This is a genomic window from Allobosea sp. CS1GBMeth4, assembly GCF_900185715.1.
Taxonomy (GTDB): domain Bacteria; phylum Pseudomonadota; class Alphaproteobacteria; order Rhizobiales; family Beijerinckiaceae; genus Allobosea.
This window is the reverse complement of sequence record NZ_FYAS01000019.1, coordinates 18234-40825: the sequence shown is the minus strand read 5'-3', so window position 1 is coordinate 40825 and position 22592 is coordinate 18234. Positions and strand designations below refer to the sequence as shown.

Annotated in this window: 21 protein-coding genes; 12 read left to right on the top strand and 9 right to left on the bottom strand. The window is 68.2% G+C overall.

From position 1 onward, the window contains the following. Positions 1–69 precede the first annotated feature (69 nt). Complete coding sequence (locus tag CS1GBM4_RS11445; protein WP_186418851.1) at positions 70–936, bottom strand: outer membrane beta-barrel protein; 867 nt, start codon at positions 934–936, stop codon at positions 70–72. Between the two features lie 169 nt (positions 937–1105). Here CS1GBM4_RS11445 and CS1GBM4_RS11440 point away from each other — a divergent pair, with 169 nt between their 5' ends. Next, positions 1106–2845, top strand: a complete 1740-nt coding sequence (locus CS1GBM4_RS11440) for an NAD+ synthase (RefSeq protein ID WP_186418850.1) — start codon at positions 1106–1108, stop codon at positions 2843–2845. A 261-nt stretch (positions 2846–3106) separates the two neighbouring features. Here the strand turns inward: CS1GBM4_RS11440 and CS1GBM4_RS11435 are convergent, their stop codons facing one another. Further along, positions 3107–3886, bottom strand: a complete 780-nt coding sequence (locus CS1GBM4_RS11435; protein WP_186418849.1) for a hypothetical protein — start codon at positions 3884–3886, stop codon at positions 3107–3109. 136 nt (positions 3887–4022) lie between these two features. On the opposite strand from CS1GBM4_RS11435, the gene gltX reads away from it, so the two are divergent. Continuing rightward, the gene (gene gltX / locus CS1GBM4_RS11430) at positions 4023–5363 is read left to right on the top strand and encodes a glutamate--tRNA ligase (RefSeq protein WP_186418848.1); all 1341 of its coding nucleotides are present in this window, start codon (positions 4023–4025) and stop codon (positions 5361–5363) included. 103 nt (positions 5364–5466) lie between these two features. Here gltX and CS1GBM4_RS11425 read toward each other — a convergent pair whose 3' ends face one another. The 3 genes from CS1GBM4_RS11425 to CS1GBM4_RS11415 form a co-directional block, all read right to left on the bottom strand. Further along, a complete protein-coding gene (locus CS1GBM4_RS11425) occupies positions 5467–6792 on the bottom strand; it encodes an MFS transporter (RefSeq protein WP_186418847.1) in 1326 nt (441 codons plus the stop codon). 227 nt (positions 6793–7019) lie between these two features. Then, a complete protein-coding gene (locus CS1GBM4_RS11420; protein ID WP_186418846.1) occupies positions 7020–8219 on the bottom strand; it encodes a DUF2865 domain-containing protein in 1200 nt (399 codons plus the stop codon). Between the two features lie 198 nt (positions 8220–8417). Further along, the gene (locus tag CS1GBM4_RS11415) at positions 8418–8906 is read right to left on the bottom strand and encodes a MarR family transcriptional regulator (RefSeq protein ID WP_186418845.1); all 489 of its coding nucleotides are present in this window, start codon (positions 8904–8906) and stop codon (positions 8418–8420) included. Positions 8907–9018: 112 nt separating this feature from the next. Here CS1GBM4_RS11415 and hmgA point away from each other — a divergent pair, with 112 nt between their 5' ends. Continuing rightward, positions 9019–10377: a homogentisate 1,2-dioxygenase gene (gene hmgA / locus CS1GBM4_RS11410; RefSeq protein ID WP_186418844.1), complete on the top strand. Its 1359-nt coding sequence runs from the start codon at positions 9019–9021 to the stop codon at positions 10375–10377. Positions 10378–10553: 176 nt separating this feature from the next. Here hmgA and dctP read toward each other — a convergent pair whose 3' ends face one another. Continuing rightward, entirely contained in the window at positions 10554–11639 is a 1086-nt protein-coding gene (gene dctP, locus CS1GBM4_RS11405; RefSeq protein WP_186418843.1) for a TRAP transporter substrate-binding protein DctP, read from the bottom strand. Positions 11640–11817: 178 nt separating this feature from the next. Here dctP and CS1GBM4_RS11400 point away from each other — a divergent pair, with 178 nt between their 5' ends. Beyond that, positions 11818–12831 carry a fumarylacetoacetate hydrolase family protein gene (locus CS1GBM4_RS11400; protein ID WP_186418842.1) on the top strand — a complete coding sequence of 338 codons (1014 nt, stop codon included), beginning with the start codon at positions 11818–11820 and terminating at the stop codon, positions 12829–12831. Between the two features lie 145 nt (positions 12832–12976). Further along, positions 12977–13933 carry an MBL fold metallo-hydrolase gene (locus CS1GBM4_RS11395; protein WP_186418841.1) on the top strand — a complete coding sequence of 319 codons (957 nt, stop codon included), beginning with the start codon at positions 12977–12979 and terminating at the stop codon, positions 13931–13933. 6 nt (positions 13934–13939) lie between these two features. On the opposite strand, the gene CS1GBM4_RS11390 is transcribed toward CS1GBM4_RS11395, so the two are convergent. Beyond that, complete coding sequence (locus CS1GBM4_RS11390; RefSeq protein WP_186418840.1) at positions 13940–14221, bottom strand: HigA family addiction module antitoxin; 282 nt, start codon at positions 14219–14221, stop codon at positions 13940–13942. Positions 14222–14233: 12 nt separating this feature from the next. Then, positions 14234–14515, bottom strand: a complete 282-nt coding sequence (locus CS1GBM4_RS11385; protein ID WP_186418839.1) for a type II toxin-antitoxin system RelE/ParE family toxin — start codon at positions 14513–14515, stop codon at positions 14234–14236. A 47-nt stretch (positions 14516–14562) separates the two neighbouring features. On the opposite strand from CS1GBM4_RS11385, the gene CS1GBM4_RS11380 reads away from it, so the two are divergent. The 4 genes from CS1GBM4_RS11380 (at position 14563) to CS1GBM4_RS11365 (ending at position 17763) form a co-directional block, all read left to right on the top strand. Next, positions 14563–16131, top strand: coding sequence for an FAD-dependent oxidoreductase (locus tag CS1GBM4_RS11380; protein WP_186418838.1), 1569 nt, complete (start codon positions 14563–14565; stop codon positions 16129–16131). Then, complete coding sequence (locus tag CS1GBM4_RS11375) at positions 16128–16349, top strand: DUF2783 domain-containing protein (protein ID WP_186418837.1); 222 nt, start codon at positions 16128–16130, stop codon at positions 16347–16349. The genes CS1GBM4_RS11380 and CS1GBM4_RS11375 overlap by 4 nt, the downstream gene beginning before the upstream one ends. A 211-nt stretch (positions 16350–16560) precedes the next feature. After that, the gene (locus CS1GBM4_RS11370; protein WP_186418836.1) at positions 16561–17094 is read left to right on the top strand and encodes a hypothetical protein; all 534 of its coding nucleotides are present in this window, start codon (positions 16561–16563) and stop codon (positions 17092–17094) included. Between the two features lie 153 nt (positions 17095–17247). Next, a complete protein-coding gene (locus tag CS1GBM4_RS11365) occupies positions 17248–17763 on the top strand; it encodes a CreA family protein (RefSeq protein ID WP_186418835.1) in 516 nt (171 codons plus the stop codon). A 9-nt stretch (positions 17764–17772) separates the two neighbouring features. Here the strand turns inward: CS1GBM4_RS11365 and CS1GBM4_RS11360 are convergent, their stop codons facing one another. Then, positions 17773–18102: a hypothetical protein gene (locus CS1GBM4_RS11360; protein WP_186418834.1), complete on the bottom strand. Its 330-nt coding sequence runs from the start codon at positions 18100–18102 to the stop codon at positions 17773–17775. A 378-nt stretch (positions 18103–18480) separates the two neighbouring features. On the opposite strand from CS1GBM4_RS11360, the gene cysS reads away from it, so the two are divergent. The 3 genes from cysS to cimA all read left to right on the top strand — a co-directional run bounded on the left by cysS (position 18481) and on the right by cimA (position 22545). After that, on the top strand, positions 18481–20043 hold the full coding sequence (cysS, locus tag CS1GBM4_RS11355) for a cysteine--tRNA ligase (RefSeq protein WP_186418833.1): 1563 nt from the start codon (positions 18481–18483) through the stop codon (positions 20041–20043). After that, a complete protein-coding gene (locus tag CS1GBM4_RS24830) occupies positions 20040–20660 on the top strand; it encodes an endonuclease domain-containing protein (protein ID WP_186418832.1) in 621 nt (206 codons plus the stop codon). Before cysS ends, CS1GBM4_RS24830 begins: the two co-directional genes overlap by 4 nt. A gap of 301 nt (positions 20661–20961) precedes the next feature. Continuing rightward, a complete protein-coding gene (gene cimA / locus CS1GBM4_RS11345) occupies positions 20962–22545 on the top strand; it encodes a citramalate synthase (protein ID WP_186419079.1) in 1584 nt (527 codons plus the stop codon). The last annotated feature ends 47 nt before the right edge of the window (positions 22546–22592 follow it).

Genomic DNA, 22592 nt, shown 5'->3' with positions numbered 1-22592 from the left:
GCGCTCCCGCCGACGAAACAGGGCCGCAGCAGCGCTGCGGCCCTTCTCGTTTCGGGGATTATGGGGTCGTCAGAACTTCAGCGCGGCGGCGACGCGGCCGGTATTGACCGTGGTCGTAGTGCCTTCGATCTCGGCGAAGCGGATGATCTGGTACTCGGCGCGCAGGAACAGATTGTCGGTCAGGGCCCAGTCGACGCCGGCGCCGGCCGAGAGGCCGAAGGCGTAGGTGTTCTTCTTCACCGAGCCGACGCGGAGCGGGTAGCCCACAGCCCGCACGCTGGATTCATTGGCCTGGCCGGCATTGCTGACGATCGCAATGTCGGCGTCGATCGTCGAAGCCGTGTTGAAGCGTCCGAGCGCGCCGCCGATGGTGGCGAAGGGCATGATCCTGCCATAGGCCCAGCCCATGCGCAGGCGCAGCGTCGCATAGTCGTCGAGCTTGGCCGCCTGGTTGGTCGTCATCGACCAGTCGTAGACGTTGCCGGTCGACAGGGCGCTGCGCCGCGAGATGAAATCGGTGACGCGGTAATTGTGGCCGGAGCGGGTATAGTCGGCTTCGAGACCGAGCACGACATCGTCGAACAGATAGTTGTAGCCGACGATCCCGAAGAACTGGGATCCGCTGTCGCGCTTGTCGGGCAGGTCGTTGATGAACGAGCCCATGTCGCGTTCGGCGACGAGGTCGGTGTTGCGGAAGGCGGAGTTGGCCAATGCGCGCAACCCTTCGCCCGGCTTGAACTTGGTCTCGCTCACGCCGGCGCCGCCGCCGACATAGAAGCCGGACCAGTCGAAGCGCCCGCCGCCGAACAGCGGCGGCGGCTCGACCGGCTGCTCGATCTGCGAACCCCTGAGATAATCCGCCGCCCGGGCTGCCTGCGGCAGCGCGCAGGCCATCATCAGGACGGGGGCGAGGGCGGCGATTGATGCAGCACGCATCGCTGTCTCTCCGAACGCGGCCGGCGGCGGGGGATGCACCGGCTCGGAGACGATTCATGCGCGGTTAACCCTAACGTCGGGTTAAAAATTTGAACGATGTCCTCGCGGCAGGGCCGTCTGCGACATCGGGCCGTTGCTGGGGCAGGGGCAGGCAGGCTAAATCCAATTCATGACCGCGACTTCCTTCCGCCTGGCGCTCGCCCAGCTCAATCCGATCGTCGGCGACGTCGCCGGCAATGCCGCGAAGGTGCGCGCCGCCCGCCGCGAGGCGGCCGCCGGCGGCGCCGATCTCGTGATGTTCCCGGAGCTCTTCCTCGCGGCCTATCCGCCCGAGGACCTGGTGCTGAAGCCGGCTTTCCAGGACGCCTGCCGCAAGGCCTGCGAGGAACTCGCCCGCGAGACCGCCGATGGCGGCCCGGCCGTGCTCGTCGGCCTGCCCTGGCGCGAGGACGGCAAGCTCTACAACGCCTATGCCCTGCTCGATGCCGGCCAGATCCAGTCGGTGCGCTTCAAGGTCGACCTGCCGAATTACGGCGTCTTCGACGAGAAGCGGGTGTTCGAGCCCGGCCCGCTGCCGGGGCCGATCGTCTTCCGCGACCATGTCCGCCTGGGCATCCCGATCTGCGAGGACATCTGGGGCGAGGAGGTGGTCGAGTGCATCGCCGAGACCGGCGGCGAGATCCTGCTCGTCCCGAACGGCTCGCCCTTCCGCCGCGGCGTGGTCGAGGAGCGGCTCAACGTCGCCGTCGCGCGCGTCGTCGAGAGCGGCCTGCCGCTGGTCTATCTCAACCAGCTCGGCGGCCAGGACGAGCTCGTCTTCGAGGGCGCCTCCTTCGTCCTCAATGCCGACCGCAGCTTCGCCCACCAGCTGCCGGCCTTCCGCGAGGCGGTGACGATCACGCAATGGCAGCGCGGGCCCGAGGGCTGGCGCTGCCTGCCGGGCGAGGTCGCGGCGCTCGAGAGCGGCGACGAGGCCGATTATTCGGCCTGCGTGCTCGGCCTGCGCGACTATGTCGAGAAGAACCGCTTCCCCGGCGTGGTGCTCGGCCTTTCCGGCGGCATCGATTCCGCCATCTGCGCCGCCATGGCGGTCGATGCTCTCGGGGCGGAGCGCGTGCGCTGCGTGATGATGCCCTATCGCTTCACCTCGCAGGAGAGCCTCGTCGACGCCAGGGCCTGCGCCGACGCGCTCGGCGTCGCCTACGAGGTCGTCCCGATCGCCGAGCCGGTCGAGGGCTTCGAGCGGGCGCTGGCCGATCTCTTCGCCGGAACCAACCGCGGCATCACCGAGGAGAACCTGCAGAGCCGCGTGCGCGGCACGCTGCTGATGTCGATCTCGAACAAGTTCGGGCCGATGGTGGTGACGACCGGCAACAAGTCGGAGATGTCGGCCGGCTACGCCACGCTCTATGGCGACATGAACGGCGGCTTCAACCCGATCAAGGATCTCTACAAGACCGAGGTCTTCCGGCTCTCGGCCCTGCGCAACCGCTGGAAGCCGGCGGGCGCGCTCGGGCCGGATGGCGAGGTGATCCCGCAGAACATCATCGTCAAGCCGCCCTCGGCCGAACTGCGCGAGAACCAGAAGGACCAGGATTCGCTGCCGCCCTATGAGGTGCTCGACGATATCCTCGCCTGCCTGATCGAGCACGAGATGCGCCTTTCCGACATCGTCGCCCGCGGCCACGATCTCGAGACGGTGCAGAAGGTCGAGCGCCTGCTCTATCTCGCCGAGTACAAGCGCCGGCAGGCGGCGCCGGGCGTCAAGGTCACCCGCAAGAATTTCGGCCGCGACCGGCGCTATCCGATCGTCAACCGCTTCCGCGACCCCGGCGAGCCGGCGCACGAGCCGGATCAGTCGCTGGTCAAGGGCGTCGGCAAGGCGGGAAGCGAGAGCTTCGATTTTTAGTCCGAGGAACGCGCCGTCATTCCGGGGCGCCGCATAGCGGCGAGCCCGGAAAACCATGAACACCGACTTTTCCGTCACAATCTGGCCCTTCCCGTCATGGTCGGGCTTGTCCCGACCATCCACGTCTTCGCTTCACTGATCGCGTGCGGTGTTCAAGACGTGGGTGCTCGCCACAAGGGCGAGCATGACGGCTGGAGCGGCGCCGTGTTCATGGGTACCGGGCTCAGGCCTGACGGCCTGCCCCGGAAAGATGACGGCGCCCTACAGCCAGAAGCCGCCGATCTGGTTCGCCGCCGGATTGGCGAGGCAGGCGGTCATCCGGTCGAGCCAGATGCGCTGGTACTTGGCGTTGAGCCCGTGCTGGGTGTCGATGTCGTAGCGGCGCTGGATCAGCTTGACGCGCTTGTTGATGTGCAGCTCGACGAGGCTGTTGAGCTGGCTGACCAGCCCGGCGATCGTCGGAGCGCGGGCGATGGTGAGCTGGTGCGCCAGCGCCCGGCAGACGACGAAGCCGACATCGTAGTGGAACTGCTCATGCGCCAGCAGGGCGGGTGTCAGCGTCACGCCGATCCTGACCTGCGCGTTCGGCCAGACCTCGATCTCGTTGGGAACGCCGAAGGCGTAGTCGTTCCCGACCATGCGGGCGCCCTTGTCGAAGATCTCGTATTCGAAGGCGGTGTAGGCGTCCTGCACCGTCCCGTCGGCCGGATCCATCACCACCGGCAATTGCAGGAAGTCGCCGGCCTTGAGCTTGACCGGCAGGCGCGAGGCGCTGACCACGACGCCGGCCGGAGCCGGGTTGTTGGCCATGTGCAGGAAGGTCTGGCCGCCCGGATCGACCCGCGAATCCGGGTGCGCCATCTTGAGGAAGACCTGCTGGTAGCGCTTGATCCCGCCTCTGGTCAGCGGCCCGCAATCGCCGTCGACCTCGAGCTGGTCGATGCCGAGCGTCGCCGCATGCGGGTTGATCATCGCCTGGACCAGGCGGGTGTCGGGAACCGTGTTCTTGCCGCCGAACCCGACCGAAGCCGTGATGCTCATCCTCGCCTCCCGCGCAGATATCGGCATCGCCGTTGCCGCCCACCCTTGCGTCAATCTGGGCGGTTGTCGATCTCCTTCTCCGGGGGCCATGCCGTGCCCTTGCCCTCGCGCCGTTCCCGCGCGACAAGCAGCCGCCATGAGCGCTCCCTTCGTCCGCACCGCCCCGTCGCCGACCGGCTATCTGCATATCGGCAACGCCCGCTCGCTGATGTTCAACTGGCTCTTCGCCAGGCGTCATGGCGGGCGCTTCCTGCTCCGCTATGACGACACCGACCTGGCGCGCTCGAAGCCGGAATTCGCCGAAGCGATCGCCGAGGACCTCGCCTGGCTCGGCGTCGTTCCCGATGCCAGCATCAGGCAGTCGGAGCGGATCGCGCTCTACGACGTTGCGGCGGGCAAGCTGCGCGCCGCGGGGCGGCTCTACCCCTGCTATGAGAGCGCCGACGAGCTCGACCGCAAGCGCAAGCGCCAGCTCGCCCGCGGCCTGCCGCCGGTCTATGACCGCGCCGCGCTGAAGCTGACCGCCGAGGACCGCGCCCGGCTCGAGGCGGAGGGCCGCAAGGCCCATTGGCGCTTCCTGCTCGACTGGGAGGAGATCGGCTGGAACGATCTGGTGCGCGGCCCGTCCCATGTCGACTGCGCCTCGCTCTCCGATCCGGTGCTGGTGCGCGAGGACGGCACCTATCCCTACACGCTGCCCTCGGTCGTCGACGATCTCGACATCGGCATCACCCATGTCATCCGCGGCGAGGACCACGTCACCAACACCGCCGTGCAGATCCAGATCATGCAGGCGCTCGGCGGCGCGCTGCCGGCCTTCGGCCATCACAACCTCCTGACCACGGCGAGCGGCGAGGGGCTGTCGAAGCGCCTCGGCCATCTCTCGCTCAGGGGCCTGCGTGAGGCCGGCATCGAGTCGCTCGCCGTGGCGGCGCTGGCGGTGCTGACCGGCTCCTCCGACGCGGTGCGGCCGGTCTCCAGCCTCGACGAGCTCGCCGGGCTGGTCGATCTCGCCCATGTCTCGCGCGCCCCGGCCAGGTTCGATGAGCACGAGCTCGAGACGCTCTCGGCCCGCACCCTGCACCAGCTCGATTTCGCCGCGGTCGAGGACAGGCTGAGGCAGCTCGGCATTCCCGCGAGCGAGCCGTTCTGGCTCGCCGTGCGCGGCAATCTCGCGCGGCTGGCCGAGGCCCGGGAGTGGTGGCAGGTGGTCGAGGGGCCGGTCGAGACGCTCGTCGCCGACGCGGCCTTCGCGGCCACGGCAGCCTCCCTCCTGCCGGCGGAGCCCTTCGATCAGACGACGTGGAAGAGCTGGACGCAGGCCGTCGCCGCCGCGACCGGTGCCAAGGGCAAGGCGCTGTTCATGCCGCTGCGCCAGGCCCTGACCGGCCGCGACCATGGCCCGGAACTGGCGGCGCTGCTGCCCCTGATCGGGCGTGAGAAGGCGCTGAAGCGGCTGAAGGGGGAGAGGGCGTAAGCCGCCCCGTCATTGCGAGGAGCGAAGCGACGAAGCAATCCGGACAGGGTTTGGTTTTCTGCCGGGGGGTGCTTCGCTTCGCTCGCAATGACGGTCCCGGCCCTCACTCGTGCCGGTGCATCGCCGAGGCGTGCTTGGTGTCGCGCATCGTCGCATAGACCAGCAGCGAGACGAAGATCACGCCCGAGAGATAGTAGTAGAACCACTGCTCGTGGCCCTGCTGCTTGAAGAACAGCGCGATCGCCGGCGCGGTGCCGCCGAAGATCGAGATGGTCAGCGCATAGGGCACGGCGACGCCGGTGGCACGGATCGATGTCGGGAACAGCTCGGCCTTCACCACGGCGTTGATCGAGGTGTAGCCGGCGACGAAGAGCCAGGCGCCGGAGATCAGCAGGAAGGCGACGAAGGGCGATTTCGTCTGCGCCAGCGTCGTCAGGATCGGCACGGTCAGCAGCGTCCCCGCGACGCCGAAGAAGATCAGCAGCGGCTTGCGGCCGATCCGGTCGGAGAGCGCGCCGTAGAGCGGCTGCAGCAGCGAGGCGAAGATCAGCGAGCCGGCGATCACATAGGTGGTGACGATGTCGGAGAGGCCGACCGTCTGCTTCACGAAGGTCTGCATATAGGTGGTGAAGGTGTAGAAGGCGGCGGTGCCGCCCGCCGTCAGCCCGACCACGATCGCGACCTCGCGCGGGTATTTCAGCAGGCCGCGCAGCGAGCTCTCCCGCTTCTTGACCGCGTTCGCCGCGGTGAAGGCCTCGGTCTCGTGCATGTGCCGGCGCATGAACATGGCGGTGATCGCCAGCAGCGCGCCGATGACGAACGGGATGCGCCAGCCCCAGTCGACGAGCTGCTCATGGGTCAGGAAGACGTTCTGCAGCAGGAGCAGCACCAGGATCGCGGTGAGCTGCCCGCCGATCAGCGTCACGTACTGGAAGCTCGAATAGAAGCCGCGATGCTCGGGATCGGCGATCTCGCTGAGATAGGTCGCGCTCGCGCCGTATTCGCCGCCGAGGCTCAGCCCCTCGATGATCCGCGCCAGCGCCAGCAGCACCGGCGCGGCGAAGCCGATGGTCTCGTAAGTCGGCGTCGCCGCGATGATCAGCGAGCCGAAGCACATCATCAGCACGGAGACGGTCAGCGACAGCCGGCGCCCGTAGCGGTCGGCGAGATGGCCGAACAGCCAGCCGCCGATCGGGCGCACGATGAAGCCGGCGGCGAACAGGGTCGCGGCGTTGAGCTGCTGCACCACCGGATCGTGCGAGGGAAAGAACTTCGGCGCGAAATAGAGCGCGAAGGCGGTATAGGCGTAGAAATCGTACCATTCGACCAGATTGCCGACCGAGCCGATGAAGATCGCCTTGAGCCGTCGCGCGGTGTCGGCGACATCGAGGCCGCGAGGGGCCGGCGTGGTGATGGCTGGGTCGGACATGGCTCGCTCCGGATCGGGTGGCGGCGCGAGCAGTCGCGGCGCCGGCAGGTGAACGCCGATCTAAGCCCTGCGTTCCGGGCTGGTCAGCCGCGCGAGATTTGGCCTGGACTGCTTCCGGCGCATGGCGGCGCCGCCTCCTCCGAACAGGGGCCGGCCCTCATCCTTCGAGACGCGGGCGTCGCCTCCTCCCCGGGACGGGGCTCGCGGGCCTCCAGCCTGCCGCGGCCTCAGGGCCGCGCCGTCGCCCCGACGCCGAGATTGGGCGCGAGGTTCGGCGCGACGATGCGCACGGTGCGCCGCTCGCCGGTGACGCTCTTGCTCTCGCGCTTCAGCCCGTCGCCCTGCTGCAGCGTCTTCTCCCCGTCGATCTGCTGCGGGCCGACGCCGGCGGATTCGGTGCTGGCGGTCGGCACGTTCGCCGCCGGCGTCGGCTCGTCGCCGGGAGCGGCCTGGAGCATGGTCGGCGCCGGGCCGGTCGGCGCGGCCGGCTTGGCCTCGGGCGCATTGGCCGCGCCCTTCTTGCCGCGCTGCGGCTGCTCGGGCTTCGGCCGCGACAGTTCCTGCGAGCGCTGCTCGGTGACGATGATGTCGCCCTTGCGCTGGTCGAGCATCTGCTCGGCGTTCGCCAGCGCCTGGGCCCAGCTCTGCCCCGGCGCCCGGCAGGTGCAGGCGGCGTCGAAGCTGCGGGTGTATTTCAGCGCGTTGGGCAGGGCGGAATAGGGCTGCCCGCTGGTGCGCGCCACCGCGTTCTGGATGTCGCCGCCGCTGCTCATGCCATAGGCCAGCGTCTCGGTGCCGGGGCAGAGCGACTGGCACATCTCGTCCTGGCCCTCGCGCCCGCCGGGGCTGTTGGCGAGCGGGAAGAAGTAGCCGTCGCAGCTGCGCACGCAGACGGTGTAGGGCCCGCCCTGGCGTCCGCCACCCTCGGCGGGGTCACGCGGCTCGTCGGGGTCGAGCTCGGGCAAGGTCGAATCGATCTCGCCGCGCCGCGGCTCGAGCCCGAAGATCGTCTCGAAGAAGCCGCGCGGCTGCGCCCGGCAATTATTGTCGATCAGCGCGGCGAGCTGGGCCCGGCGGCGCTCGATGCCGCCGCCCTGCGCCTGCTGCTGGAGCTGTGCGTATTGCGATTGCAGCGCCCCGAGCTGAGCCCGGATGCCGCCGCATTGCGGCGGCGGCTGCTCGCCGAAGAACAGGAAGCCGCCGCGGTCGCAGCCCAAAGCGCGGTACTGGCTGGAGAGCTGCGCCAGCTGGCCGGCGACCCGCTGCGCCGCCTGGGCGGCGCGGGCATCGCCGCCGCGCTGGCCCTGCAGCCCGGCGAGCTCGGCGCGCCAATTGTCGCAGGCCGGCGACTGCGCCACGGCCGCGCTCGCAAGCGCGGCGAAGGCCAGCGCCGGGGCGAGCGCGCGTCGGAGCGAGGCGAAAATCATCGAAGGCAGCGTGGAATCCCTGTGGCTCGTCCTGCGCCGACGCCGGTGGTCGGCACCGGCGAAGCACATGCTAGAAACGCGACGGAACTAAGGAGGCGCCCGGACACCGGCCCGGAACCGCCGATTCGGCGCCCGCTTTTCGTCAGTCAGCGCTTCGCATATCGCGCCGATGACGGCAAATGACGGGCGCTCGCGGGATCACGCTTCCTCGGCGTGATAGGCGCCCGCGAGGTGGCGCCCGCGCTCGGTCAGCACGGCGAGCACGCGCTCGAAGGTGCGCAACTCCTCCGCCGCGATGCCCTCGACCCAGCGCTCCTCGAAGGCGAGTGCGAGCGGCACGATCTGGGCGTAGATGCGCTGGCCGGCCGGCGTCAGCGCGACGAAGGCCTCGCGCCGGTCGGCCCGGTTCTCGCTGCGCGTCACCAGCCCGCGCTTGTCGAGCTCCGTCACGGCGCGCGAGACCTTGGTCTTGTGCATCTGGGAGAGCTCGCCGATGTCGCGCGAGGTCAGCTGCCCGAACTCGCCGAGCTGCGCGATCACCCGCCATTCCGGGATACCGATGCCGAAGCGCGTGCCGTAGACGCGCCCGAGCGCCCGGCTGGCGAAGAAGCCGACGACGTTGAGGCGGTAGGGCAGGAACTGCTCGAGATGCAGGGCGCGGTCGGCGGGCTTTTGCTTCGTTGACATTAGTTGCACATGTAACTAACCAGGGCGGGACACGAGCCGCTGAAGGCCGCGCCCGCGATCATTGCGCAACGGCAGCGCCTGTCAAAGCGGCGAGACAGGAGGAGGCCCAGCCATGAACGTGCAGACCACGGTTCAGTCGAGCTTCGGCGAGCAGGTCCGGGGCGGACGCCGCTACATGTCCGGCTTCGGGAATTCCTTCGAGACCGAGAGCCTGCCGGGCGCGCTGCCGGTCGGCCGCAACTCGCCGCAGAAGGCGGCCTATGGGCTCTATGCCGAGCAGCTTTCCGGCTCGCCCTTCACGGCGCCGCGCTCCTCCAACGAGCGCTCCTGGCTCTACCGCATCCGCCCCAGCGTCAAGCATGGCGGGCGCTGGAAGCCGGTCGACAAGGGGCTGATCCGCACCGCGCCCTGCCGCGACGAGACGCCGCCTGCGCTCGGACCGTTGCGCTGGAGCCCGATCCCACTGCCGCAGGCGAAGCTCACCTTCCTCACCGGCCTGCGCACCCTGACCACCGCCGGCGATGCCGATACCCAGGCGGGCATGGCGGCGCACATGCTCCTCGTCACGGCGTCGATGGAGCGCGAATACGTCTTCAACGCCGACGGCGAGTATCTCGTCGTCGCGCAGGAGGGAAACCTGCGCTTCTTCACCGAATTCGGCATCATCGAGATCGAGCCGGGCGAGATCTGCATCATCCCGCGCGGCGTCGTCTTCCGCGTCGAACTGATGGGCGGGCCGGCGCGCGCCTATGTCTGCGAGAATTATGGCGGCTCGTTCACGCTGCCCGATCGCGGGCCGATCGGCGCCAACTGCCTCGCCAATCCCAGAGACTTCCTCACCCCGGTCGCGGCCTATGAGGATATCGAGGAGCCCTCGACCCTCTACGCCAAATGGGGCGGCGAGCTGTTCTCGACCGAACTCGGCCAGTCGCCGCTCGACGTCGTCGCCTGGCACGGCAACTACGCGCCCTACAAATACGATCTGCGGCACTATTCGCCGGTCGGCGCGATCTCCTTCGACCATCCCGACCCGTCGATCTTCACCGTGCTGACGGCGCCCTCCGAGACGCCCGGCACCGCCAATATCGACTTCGTCATCTTCCCCGAGCGCTGGATGGTGGCGGAGAATACCTTCCGGCCGCCCTGGTACCATCGCAACATCATGTCGGAGTTCATGGGGCTGATCTACGGCGTCTACGACGCCAAGCCGGAGGGCTTCACGCCCGGCGGCTTCAGCCTGCACAACATGATGCTGCCGCACGGGCCCGACACCCAGGCCTTCGAGCATGCCAGCACCGTCGAGCTGAAGCCGGTCAAGCTCACCGGCACCATGGCGTTCATGTTCGAGACCAGATTCCCGCAGCGGGTGACCGGCTATGCCGCCGGCCTGCCCGAGCTGCAGGAGAACTACAGCGAGTGCTGGAGCGGGCTGAAGAAGCGCTTCGACCCGAGCAAGCGCGAGGCATGGTGAGCACTGCGGTCATTCCGGGGCCTCGCGCAGCGAAGAGCCCGAAGTTCTTGGCCACATCTTTTCCGTCATGGTCGGGCTTGTCCCGACCATCCACGTCTTCCTCGGTGCAATGCGCTGGTCAAGACGTGGATGCTCGCCACAAGGGCGAGCATGACGGTGTGCAGGAGCGTAACGACTCAGCGGCTGCGCAGCCGGTTCATGAAGGCGTCGTAGGAGAGTTCGGCCACCTGCCACCAGAGCAGGTTCTCGCCGCGGAAGGCGACCATCGACTCGTAGCCCTTCTTGAAGGCTTCGCTCTTGGCCGAGGTCTCGGCGTAGTACTCCTCGGCCGCCTTGAGCGAGGCTTCCATGATCGGCTGCGGGAAGGCCTTCAGCTGCGCGCCCTGGGCGATCAGCCGGCGCAGGCCGCCGGGATTCACCGCGTCGTATTTGGCGAGCATCCAGTTGTTCGCCGCCTCGCAGGCATTGCGGACGATCGCCTGGTAGTGCTTGGGCAGCTTCTCCCACTGCTCCTGGTTGATGACGAGGTGCAGCATCGCGCCGCCCTCCCACCAGCCCGGATAGTAGTAGTATTTGGCGACCTTCACGAAGCCGAGCTTCTCGTCGTCATAGGGGCCGACGAACTCGGCCGCGTCGATCGTGCCGCGCTCCAGCGCCGGGTAGACGTCGCCGCCGGCGATCTGCGTCGGCACCACGCCGAGCTTGGCCAGCACCGCCCCGCCCATGCCGCCGATGCGGAACTTCAGGCCCTTGAGGTCGTCGAGCGAGGTCAGCTCCTTGCGGAAGAAGCCGCCCATCTGGCAGCCGGAATTGCCGCAGGGGATCGAGTAGGCGTTGAACTTGGCGAGCGCCCCGTTGACGATCTCCTCGCCGCCGCCGAAGAACCACCAGCTGTGCTGCTGGCGCGCGTTGAGGCCGAAGGGGATGCCGGTGCCGAGCCCGAGCGCCGGCTCCTTGCCGATGTAGAAATAGGTCGGCGTATGCGCGCATTCGACCGTGCCGGAGGTGACCGCGTCGAGCGCCTGCAGGCCGGGCACGATCTCGCCGGCCGAGAAGGTCTGGATCTGGAACTTGCCGTCGGTGGCCTCGGCCATCAGCTTCGCGAATTGCTGGGCGGTGCCGTAGATCGTGTCGAGCTGCTTGGGAAAGCTCGAGGTCAGGCGCCACTTCACCTCCGGCATCGACTGCGCGATCGCCGGCATCGCGATCGGCGCGGCGGCCGCGGCGAGCGCGCCCGTCTTCAGAAACGTACGGCGTTGCATGGACTTTCCTCCCTGGATCACGACGATTTCCGGATCAGGCCGATCCAAGATCATAGAACGTGATCGAATCCAACAGGTTAGAGCGGGATTCATGCGAAAGGCCGGTTCGCGTTTCCGCGTATCCCGCTCTAGGATCGGTTTGCTGCCATCATCACTGTTCGGCGAGGATTGAAAAGAGATGAAACTCGCATCCCTCATGCACGGCCGGGATGGCCGCCTCGTCGTCGTCTCCGGCGACCTGACCCGCGCCACCGACGCCTTCCCGGTGGTGGCGACGCTGCAGGGCGCGCTCGACGACTGGAACCGCTGCGCGCCGCGCCTCGCCGACCTCGCCGAGAGCCTCGAGCACGGCTCGGTGCCGTCCTTCCGCTTCCATGAGCACGACTGCGCCTCGCCCCTGCCGCGCGCCTATCAATGGCTCGACGGCTCGGCCTATGTGAACCATGTCGAGCTGGTCAGGAAGGCGAGGGGCGCGCAGATGCCCGAAAGCTTCTGGACCGACCCGCTGATGTACCAGGGCGGCTCCGATTCCTTCCTCGGCCCGCGCGAGGCGGTCAGGCTCGCGAGCGAGGATTACGGCATCGACCTCGAGGCCGAGATCGCGGTCGTCACCGGCGACGTGCCGATGGGCGTCACGCCCGAGGCGGCGCGGGGGCTGATCCGCCTCGTCATGCTCGTCAACGATGTGAGCTTGCGGAATCTGATTCCGAACGAATTGGCGAAAGGCTTTGGTTTCCTTCAGTCAAAGCCGTCTTCCGCCTTCTCTCCGGTGGCGGTGACGCCGGACGAGCTCGGCGCTGCCTGGCAGGACGGCAAGCTCCATTTGCCGCTGCTCGCCCAGGTCAACGGCAAGCCCTTCGGCAGGCCCGAGGCGGGCGTCGACATGACGTTCGATTTCGGGGTGCTCATCGCCCATGCCGCCAGGACCCGCCCGCTCGTCGCCGGCAGCATCGTCGGCTCCGGCACCGTCTCCAACCGCGACGCCGATGGCGGGCCGGGCAGGCCCGTCGTGGAGGGAGGGCTCGGCTATGCCTGCATCGCCGAGCAGCGCATGGTCGAGACCATCCGGCACGGTGCGCCCAAGACGCCCTTCCTGCGCTTCGGCGACAGCGTCCGCATCGAGATGAAGGACACCGCCGGCCATTCGATCTTCGGCGCGATCGAGCAGGAGATCCTGCCGCATGCGGGGTAGCCCGCGCCGTCATTCTCGGGCGAAGCGAAGCGCAGACCCGGGAATCTCCTGACAAGGAGGCGCTTCCCAGCGCCCCTTGCGGCCTGAGACGTTCGGGTCAAGCCCGAGCATGACGCCAGTATCGACAAGCTTACGAGGTGGTTCGATGTCCTCCCCCGCTTTCGCCTCCACCGCCGATCTCGGCGAGAAGACCGTCTCCTTCGAGGAGATCGGCAAGGGCGTCTACGCCTACACCGCCGAAGGCGACCCCAATAGCGGCATCGTCGTCGGCGACGACAGCGTGCTCGTCTTCGACGCGCAGGCGACGCCGACCATGGCGCAGCGTGTCATCGCCAAGATCCGCGAGGTCACCGACAAGCCGGTCAGCCATGTCGTGCTCTCGCATTATCACGCCGTGCGCGTGCTCGGCGCGCCGGCCTACGGCGCCCGCGAGATCGTCTGCTCGGATGCGGCGCGCGCGATGATCGTCGAGCGCGGCGAGGAGGACAAGGCGAGCGAGATCGGCCGCTTCCCGCGGCTTTTCCAGGGCGCCGACTCGATCCGCCCGGGCCTGACCTGGCCGAGCACGACCTTCTCGCACAACGCCTCGATCTGGCTGGGCAGCCGCGAGGTCAGGCTGATGAGGCTCGGCCGCGGCCACACCGCCGGCGACATCGTCGCCTGGATGCCCGACAGCAACGTGATCTTTGCCGGCGACCTCGTCGAATACGGCGCGACCCCCTATTGCGGCGACGCCCATTTCACCGACTGGCCGACGACGCTCGATGCGCTCGCCGCCTTCGCCCCGGCCGCCATGGTGCCGGGCCGCGGCGCGGCGCTGACCAATCGCGGCATGGTCGCCGACGGCATCAAGGGCACGCGCGCCTTCCTTTCCGACCTCTACGAGGCGGTGAAGGGCCATGTCGCCGCCGGCCGCTCGCTGCGCGAGACCTTCGAGCGCGTGCACGAGGCGCTGAAGCCCGCCTATGGCGATTGGGTCATCTTCGAGCACTGCCTGCCGTTCAACGTCACCCGCGCCTATGACGAGGCCGGCGGCCTCGACCATCCGCGCATCTGGACCGACGAGCGCGACCGCCAGATGTGGGCGGAGCTCAGGGGCTGAAGGCGATCAGGCGGCGCGGGGATGGATTGCGGAATAATCCTGCTCGGCTTCGGCTTTGGACAGGTCGTGAGCGGCCTGGAGATTGAGCCAGAAGCGCGGATCGGTGTCGAAATAGCGGCCGAGCCGGATCGCCGTGTCGGCGGAGACGTCACGGCGCTCGCGCAGGATGTCGCTGATCCGATTGCCGGGTACGCCGAGCGCCTTGGCGAGCGCGCGGGCGCTCACTCCGAGTGGCTCGAGATATTCCTCGCGCAAGACCTCGCCGGGATGGGTTCTGATCCGTGCCATCGCCATCTCTCCTCAATGGTAGTCGACGATCTCGACATCCGCCGGGCCGTCGCCGTCCCAACGGAAGCAGAGTCGCCACTGGTCGTTGATCCGGATGCTCCATTGCCCCTTGCGATCGCCCTTGAGCGGTTCCAGGCGGTTTCCCGGCGGCGAGCGCAGATCGCCAATCGTCACGGCGCCGTCGAGCATATCGAGCTTGCGCAGTGCGATCCGTTCGATCGCTCGCCAGCGGGCAGCGCAGGCTTCGCCGCGAAACAAGCGCTCCGTATCCCTGTCGGCGAAGCTCAGGATCATTATTTAATCTATGATACGTATCGCGTACCGGTCAAGGAGTCGGCTTGATGCAGCCCTTCCGCCAGTTCGCCTATCGCCGCAGTCCGGATCAGGATGCGTCGACGCCTGTCCGGCATCCGGTGGTCGTCGTCGGCGCGGGGCCCGTCGGGCTGACGCTGGCGCTCGATCTGGCGCGCCGGCAGATCCCGGTCGTGCTGATCGACGATGCCGATCGGATCGGCGAGGGCTCGCGCGCCATCTGCTTCGCCAAGCGCACGCTCGAGATCTTCGACCGGCTCGGTCTGGCGCAGGCGATGGTCGGGAAGGGCGTCACCTGGCGCAAGGGCAGGGTCTTTCGCGGGCAGGCCGAGCTCTACGAGTTCGACCTCCTGCCCGAGGGCGGCCACAAGCAGCCGGCCTTCATCAACCTCCAGCAGTTCCATGTCGAGGCGGCGCTGGTCGACGCCGTGCTGGCCGAGCCGCTGGTCGATCTGCGCTGGAGCAACCGCCTCGCCGGGCTCGACGTCCGCGAGGACTGGGCGGCGCTGACCATCGCCACGCCGGATGGAGACTATTCTCTCGAAACCGACTGGCTGATCGCCTGCGACGGCGCGCGTTCGCCGACGCGCGATCTGCTCGGGCTGGAGTTCCGCGGCGAAGCCTTCGAGGACCGTTTCCTCATCGCCGACGTGAAGATGACCGCGCCGTTCCCGACCGAGCGCTGGTTCTGGTTCGATCCGCCCTTCCATTCCGGCCAGTCGGCGCTGCTGCACAGGCAGCCGGACGATGTCTGGCGCATCGACCTGCAGCTCGGCCCCGACGCCGACCCCGATCACGAGAAGCGGCCGGAGATCGTGCGGCCCAGGATCGAGCGCATGCTCGGCCATGGCGACTTCGCGCTGGAATGGGTCTCGGTCTACCGCTTCCAGTGCCGCAGGCTCGACAGTTTCCTGCACGGCCGCGTGATCTTCGCCGGCGATGCCGCCCATCAGGTCTCGCCCTTCGGCGCGCGCGGCGCCAATTCCGGCATCCAGGACGCCGACAATCTCGGCTGGAAGCTGGCTTTGGTCGTGCAGGGCCGGAGCCCGGTCTCCCTGCTCGGCAGCTATGACCGCGAGCGTACCGCCGCCGCCGACGAGAACATCCTGAACTCGACGCGGGCGACCGACTTCATCGCGCCACGCTCGCCCGGCGAGCGCCTGCTGCGCGAGGCGGCGCTGTCGCTGGCGCCGCTGACCGGCTTCGCCAAGCGCTTCGTCAACTCCGGCCGGCTTTCGCTGCCCTCGGCCTATGCCGGCTCGCCGCTCTCGACGGAGGACGACGACGCGGAGGGCGGGCTGGCGCCCGGCGCGCCTTTCCTCGACGCGCCGCTGCAGGGCGGCGCGTTCGCCTGGCTGAGCGAGGCCTTCGCGAAGGGGCGGGCGATCCTGCTCGGCGAAGGGGCGCTCTCGTTTGCGCCCGACCACGTCCTCGCGATCGAGCCGGCTCCGGGCGACGCGACCTTGTGCCGGCGCTATGCCCTCGATGGCGGGGCGGCCGTGCTGCTGCGGCCGGACGGCCATGTCGCCGCCCGGTTCAGGAGACCCACGCGCGCCGCGGTCGCGGCGGCGATCGAGCGGATGGAGGGCAGGGGATGAGCACCGAGGTCTCCGATGCCTCCGCCGGCCGGCTCGCGCGCGAATCGCGCTTCGCCGATCCCGATGCCGCCTTCCGCCTGCTGGCACAGGCGCATCGCGATCTCGGCGAGCGCGAGAGCGCCGCGCTCAATGCCCGCCTCGTCCTGATCCTCGCCAACCAGATCGGCGACGAGGCGCTCCTGCGCGAGGCCGTGGCGCTGGCGCGCGAGGCGGGGTAGGCTCGGCTCGGATACAATGCCGTCTTTCCGGGGCAGCCCGCAGGGCTGAGCCCGGAATCCAGAACCGATGCCCTTGTTCAGAGAGGCAATGGGGCCGTCTCGCCGTCTCGATGAGGTGCATCGGTTCTGGGTTCCGGGCTCTTCGCTGACGCGAAGCCCCGGAAAGACGGCGAATCCCCGTAAGCCCGCCCGAGCCGGAGCCCCTGCGCCGATGGAAGAACTGCCGACCTTTTATTCCACCCTGATCCCGCTCGGCTTCTTCTTCTGGGGGCCGGTGCTGGTGGTGCTGACGCTGCTGCTCTCCTGGCTCTGGGCCCGCAGCCTCAAGGTCGACCGCGCGTTGGAGAGCGATCTCAACGGCTTCACCAGGGAGGATGTCGAGAAACTGTTCTCGCTCTACGGCCCCGAGCGCCGGGCGATCTATCGCAACCGGCTGCTGCCGGCCGACCTCGCCTTCGCGCTGGTCTACGCCATCGTCGGCGCCCTGATCGTCGCCGGCCTCTCCATGCGCGGCTATCCCTGGTGGGTGGCGGCGCTGTGCGGCGGCGGCTGGCTCTTCGGCGGGCTCTGCGACGTCGCCGAGAACCTCGCCATCGCCCGCCTGCTCGACCGCTTTCCGATCCTCGACGAGGGCACGGTTGCCTTCGCCAGCGGCTTCGCCCGGCTGAAGCTGGTCCTCTCCGGGCTCGGCTTCATCGGCGCGATCGCAGGCTATTACCTGGCGTTCAGGCCGCTCGCGGGCTGAGTGTCGCAGTCCGCTGGTTCAGGGCTCCCGGCACTGGTGCGGCCGGGCGCGCCATCCCATATCCTGCCGGCCGCTCCGCAGGATAACGCGGTTGGGCATGCGCCTGTCGCAAAAGTCGGAGCACTTTTGCCGAACATGCCGGGGAGATTTGGAATGAGCTTTCGTCGTTGCCTCCTCGCCGCCTCGGCGCTGCTCGCGCTCTCCGGCGTCGCCGCGCCGGCAGCGGCGCAGGAGGACCTGATCTTCAAGAAGTCGACGGTCTGGAAGATGCTGACCCCGGACGACAAGCTCGCCGTCTACGGCGTCGACGATCCGGTCGTCGAGGGCGTCGCCTGCCATTACACCCTGCCCGAGAAGGGCGGCGTCTCCGGCATGTTCGGCGTCGCCGAGGAGGTCTCGGACGTCTCGCTCGCCTGCCGCCAGATCGGCCCGATCCGCTTCAAGGAGAAGGCCTCGCAGGGCGATGTCGTCTTCCGCGAGCGCCGCTCGCTGATCTGGAAGAAGATGCAGATCGTCCGCGGCTGCGACGCCAAGCGCAACGTGCTGATCTACATGGTCTACACCGACAAGCTGATCGAGGGCTCGCCGCAGAATTCGACGTCCAGCGTGCCGATCATGCCCTGGGGCGGGACCGGCGAGGTCGCGAAATGCTCGGAATGGGTGAGGTGAGCGCGGGCCTCAACCGCCGCAGGTGATCGTCAGCGGCTGCTCGGCCTGCGCCAGGCCGGCCGGGCGCGGCGTCGAGCCGGTGACGTCCTCGCGGGCGGCGACGCCATAGGCGGTGGCGGCGCGATGGCCCTGGGCCTCGCACCAGGCGTCGGCGACGATCTGGCCGCATTCCGACTTGCTGGCGATGCAGTCGGCGACGCCGTAGCCGTCTCCGGCGGGGATCAGATAGGTGCGCTCGGCCTTGGGTGCGGCGACGGTGCCGGTCGCCGGCAGCAGCGCGAGCGACATGCCGGCGCCGAGGATTCCGAAGAGCCCGACCAGAGCGACGGCGCGGCGCATGAGACTGTCCCTGAGTTTCGACGGTTCCTGAACCTTCGACATCACAAACTGGTTCCAAATGGTTAAGGCCGCGTGAACCACGGCAAGGTTGGTTGCGCGCAGACCGTCCGCCGCTTGTGGCGGCATTGCGGCGGAAAGAGCGGAAATCGCGGGAGGGCGGGCAGATGCGGCGCGGGCGTTGCGAAGCTGCCACTTGACGTAAGCGCAGCCCGGGCGCATCAGGGGACGATGACGCGAGCCCTCGCCATTATCTGCATTATTTGCCGCTAGCTTTCGCTGGCCGGCTGCTCACGTCCTCGTCTCAAAAGCGAACCGACAGACAGCGCCCCGGCCAGCGGCCAGGATGCCCGTTTTCGCCTTTCGCCAGGACCTGCTGCGATGTCGCCGACCTTGAGGCTCTACAACACGCTGACGCGGACGAAGGAGGTCTTCACCCCCGTCGATCCCTCGAACGTGCGCATGTATGTCTGCGGCCCGACGGTCTACGACTACGCCCATATCGGCAATGCCCGGCCGGTGATCGTCTTCGACGTGCTCTACCGGCTGCTGCGGCACCTCTACGGCGCCGACCATGTCCGCTATGCCCGCAACCTCACCGACGTCGACGACAAGATCAACGCGCGGGCGGCGCGTGACTATCCCGACCTGCCGCTGAACGAGGCGATCGCGAAGGTCACGCAGACGACCACGGCGCAGTTCCATGCCGACGTCGCCGCGCTCGGCTGCCTGCCGCCGGACGAGGAACCGCGCGCCACCGGCCATATCGCGGAGATGCAGGCGATCATCCGCCGCCTGATCGCCCGCGGCATCGCCTATGTCGCGCAGGAGCATGTGCTCTTCCATGTGCCGGCCGTCGCCGGCCTGAAGGACGCGCCGAAATACGGCTCGCTCGCCCGCCGCTCGCTCGACGAGATGGTCGCCGGCGCGCGCGTCGACGTCGCGCCCTATAAGCGCGATCCGATGGATTTCGTGCTGTGGAAGCCGAGCCGCGCGGGTGTCGATCCGGGCTGGGGCTGGCCGGACGGCGCGCCGGAGGGGATAACCGTACCGGGGCGTCCCGGCTGGCACATCGAGTGCTCGGCCATGTCGATGGCGAAGCTGCTGACGCCCTTCGGCGGCGGCCTCACCTGCGACGATCCGGCCCGCAACGTCTTCGACATCCATGGCGGCGGCATCGACCTCGTTTTCCCGCATCACGAGAACGAACTCGCCCAGAGCTGCTGCGCCTTCGGCGGGGCGGAAGGCGCGCCGCGCATGGCGAACTACTGGATGCACAACGGCTTCCTGCAGGTCGAAGGCGAGAAGATGTCGAAGAGCCTCGGCAACTTCGTGACGATCAACGAGCTGCTGGCGACCGACACCTTCGGCGGGCGCAAATGGCCCGGCGAGGTGCTGCGGCTCGCCATGCTCAAGACGCATTATCGGCAGCCGATCGATTGGACGGTGAAGGCGCTGGAAGAGGCGGAGAAGACGCTGGATCGGTGGTACGAGTGGCTAGACGGAATTGTGATTGACGAAGAGGTCGAACCGATCAGCTCTGTCGTGGAGCCTCTGTTCGACGATCTAAATACAGTTGCCGCCGTTTCCGAGCTCTACCCGCTGTTCAATTCCAGCCAGGCTGGGGCGATGACAATGGGAGGCTCATTGGGGTGGGATATACGTAACCAGGCCTCCGCTTCGGCCGTCGTTGCTGCAGCTAGAATTCTCGGCTTGCTTCAGCATAGCCCTGCTTCTTGGCGTGCCTCAAAGATCGCAGGAGCGGGTGTCGACACAGCGCTTGTCGAAGCGCTCATCGCCGCCCGCCTCGCCGCCCGCCGCGCGAAGAACTTCGCCGAATCCGACCGCATCCGCGACGAGCTCGCCGCCATGGGCATCGCGCTCAAGGACGGCAAGGATCCGGCAACCGGCGAGCCGATGACCACCTGGGAGGTGAAGCGATGAACCGCGACGCAGCCCCCTCTCCCACCCATCTCAGGCTTGCCGGAGATGGGCACTTTCTCTTGCCGAAGTCGGCTGCAGCCGACTTCGGTGCGGGAGAGGGTCGGGGTGAGGGGTCGCGCGACGCTGCCGGCCCTGCGCCTTTGGAGCCGCAAGTTGGAAACGCCAGCGCGACCCCTCATCCGGCCGCTTCGCGGCCACCTTCTCCCGCAGGGGGAGAAGGGGGGCCCGCGCCGACGCGTCGGGAGGTTCTGAAATCGCGAGCCCGCGCCATGCGGCGTGAGCCGACCGAGGCTGAGCGCAAGCTCTGGCATTTGCTTCGTGATCGCCGGTTCAGCGACTTCAAGTTCCGGCGACAGGTCCAGATCGGGCCCTATATCGTCGATTTCGTCTGTCCGGCGAAGCGATTGGTCGTGGAAGCCGATGGCGGCCAGCATGCCGAGAGCGGTTATGGCGAGCGGCGGGATATCTGGTTGAAGGCGCAAGGCTTTCGCATTCGCCGCTTTTGGAATGACGAGATTCTTCATCACCCGGAAGAGGTCGGCGACACGCTCTGGAACGACCTCGACGGCGCGACCATCCACGACGTCAACGTGTTGAAAGAAACCAAAGAACAATGACCATCGAAGCCTCGAAGATTCGCCGCCGCGGCTCGCTCTCGATCGCGATGAAGCTCGTCATGCTCGCCATGGTGATGCCGAAGGTGCTGCGCTACCGGCTGAGGGGCAGGCTATGAGCGGCGACCTTTCATCGTCATGGTCGGGCTTGTCCCGACCATCCACGTCTTCGTCGGCCGAGAGCGGTGTCCGAGACGTGGATGCTCGCCACAAGGGTGGGCATGACGGGCAGGGCGGCGCGACCCCTGATCCGGCGGCTGCGCGGCCGCCTTCTCCCGCAGGGGGAGAAGGGAAGCTCGCCCGCATCCATCTCTTCGACACGACTTTGCGCGACGGCGCCCAGACCACCGGCGTCGACTTCTCGCTCGACGACAAGCGCGCGGTGGCGGCTCTGCTCGACACGCTCGGCGTCGACTATGTCGAGGGCGGCTATCCCGGCGCGAACCCGCTCGACACGGCGTTTTTCGCGGAGAAGCCGACGCGGCGGGCGAAATTCGCCGCCTTCGGCATGACCAAGCGGGCCGGGCGCTCGGCCGCCAACGATCCCGGCATCGCCGCGCTGCTCGCGGCCGAGGCCGACGCCATCGTCTTCGTCGCCAAGAGCTGGGACTATCACGTCCATGTCGCGCTCGAGATCTCGCTCGAGGAGAATCTCGACGGCATCCGCGACAGCGTCGCCACCGCGAAGGCGGCCGGCCGCGAGGTGATGCTCGACTGCGAGCACTTCTTCGACGGCTACAAGGCCAATCCGGATTACGCGCTCGCCTGCGCCCGCACGGCCTACGAGGCCGGCGCGCGCTGGGTCGTGCTCTGCGACACCAATGGCGGCACGCTGCCCGACGAGGTCGGCCGGATCGTCGCCGAGGTCGCCAGGGTCGTTCCGGGCGAGCATCTCGGCATCCACGCCCATGACGATTGCGGCTGCGCCGTCGCCAATTCGCTCGCCGCGGTCGAGGCCGGCGCGCGCCAGGTCCAGGGCACGCTGAACGGCCTCGGCGAGCGCTGCGGCAACGCCAATCTCGTCACGCTGATCGGCACGCTGAAGCTGAAGGAACGCTACGCCCGGCGCTTCAGCGTCGGCGTCGGCGAGGCCGAGCTCGGCGAGCTCACCCATGTCTCGCGCGCCCTCGACGAGATGCTGAACCGTGCGCCGAACCGGCATGCCCCCTTCGTCGGCGCCTCGGCCTTCGCCACCAAGGCCGGCATCCACGCCTCGGCCGTGCTGAAGGACCCGCGCACCTACGAGCATGTCGCGCCCGACGCGGTCGGCAATGTCCGCAAGGTGCTGGTCTCGGACCAGGGCGGCAAGTCCAACCTCGTCGCCGAGCTGGAGCGCATCGGCGTCACGCTCGGCCGCGACGACCCGCGCCTGTCGCGCGTGCTGGAGGAGCTGAAGGAGAAGGAGGCGCAGGGCTATGCCTTCGAGGGCGCCGACGCCTCGTTCTACCTGCTGGCCAAGCGTATCCTCGGCGAGCTGCCGGCCTATTTCGAGATCGAGCGCTTCAAGGTCAATGTCGAGCGCCGCTACAATGCGCTCGGCGAGCTCGTCACCTTCTCCGAGGCGATCGTCAAGGTGAAGGTCGGCACGGAGTTGCTGATCTCGGTCGCCGAGAGCGCGCTCGGCCCGGTCAACGCGCTCGACCTCGCCCTGCGCAAGGATCTCGGCCGCTATCAGTCCCTGATCGAAGGGCTGCGCCTCGTCGACTACAAGGTCCGCGTCTTCCAGGGCGGCACCGACGCGGTCACCCGCGTGCTCATCGAATCCGCCGACGAGACCGGAGCACGCTGGACCACGGTCGGCGTCAGCGCCAACATCATCGACGCCTCCTTCCAGGCCCTGGTCGACTCGATCACCTACAAGCTGATGCGCGAAGGCGCGACGGCGTAGCCATTCAGCTGTCATTCTCGGGCGGAGCGAAGCGCAGGCCCGAGAAT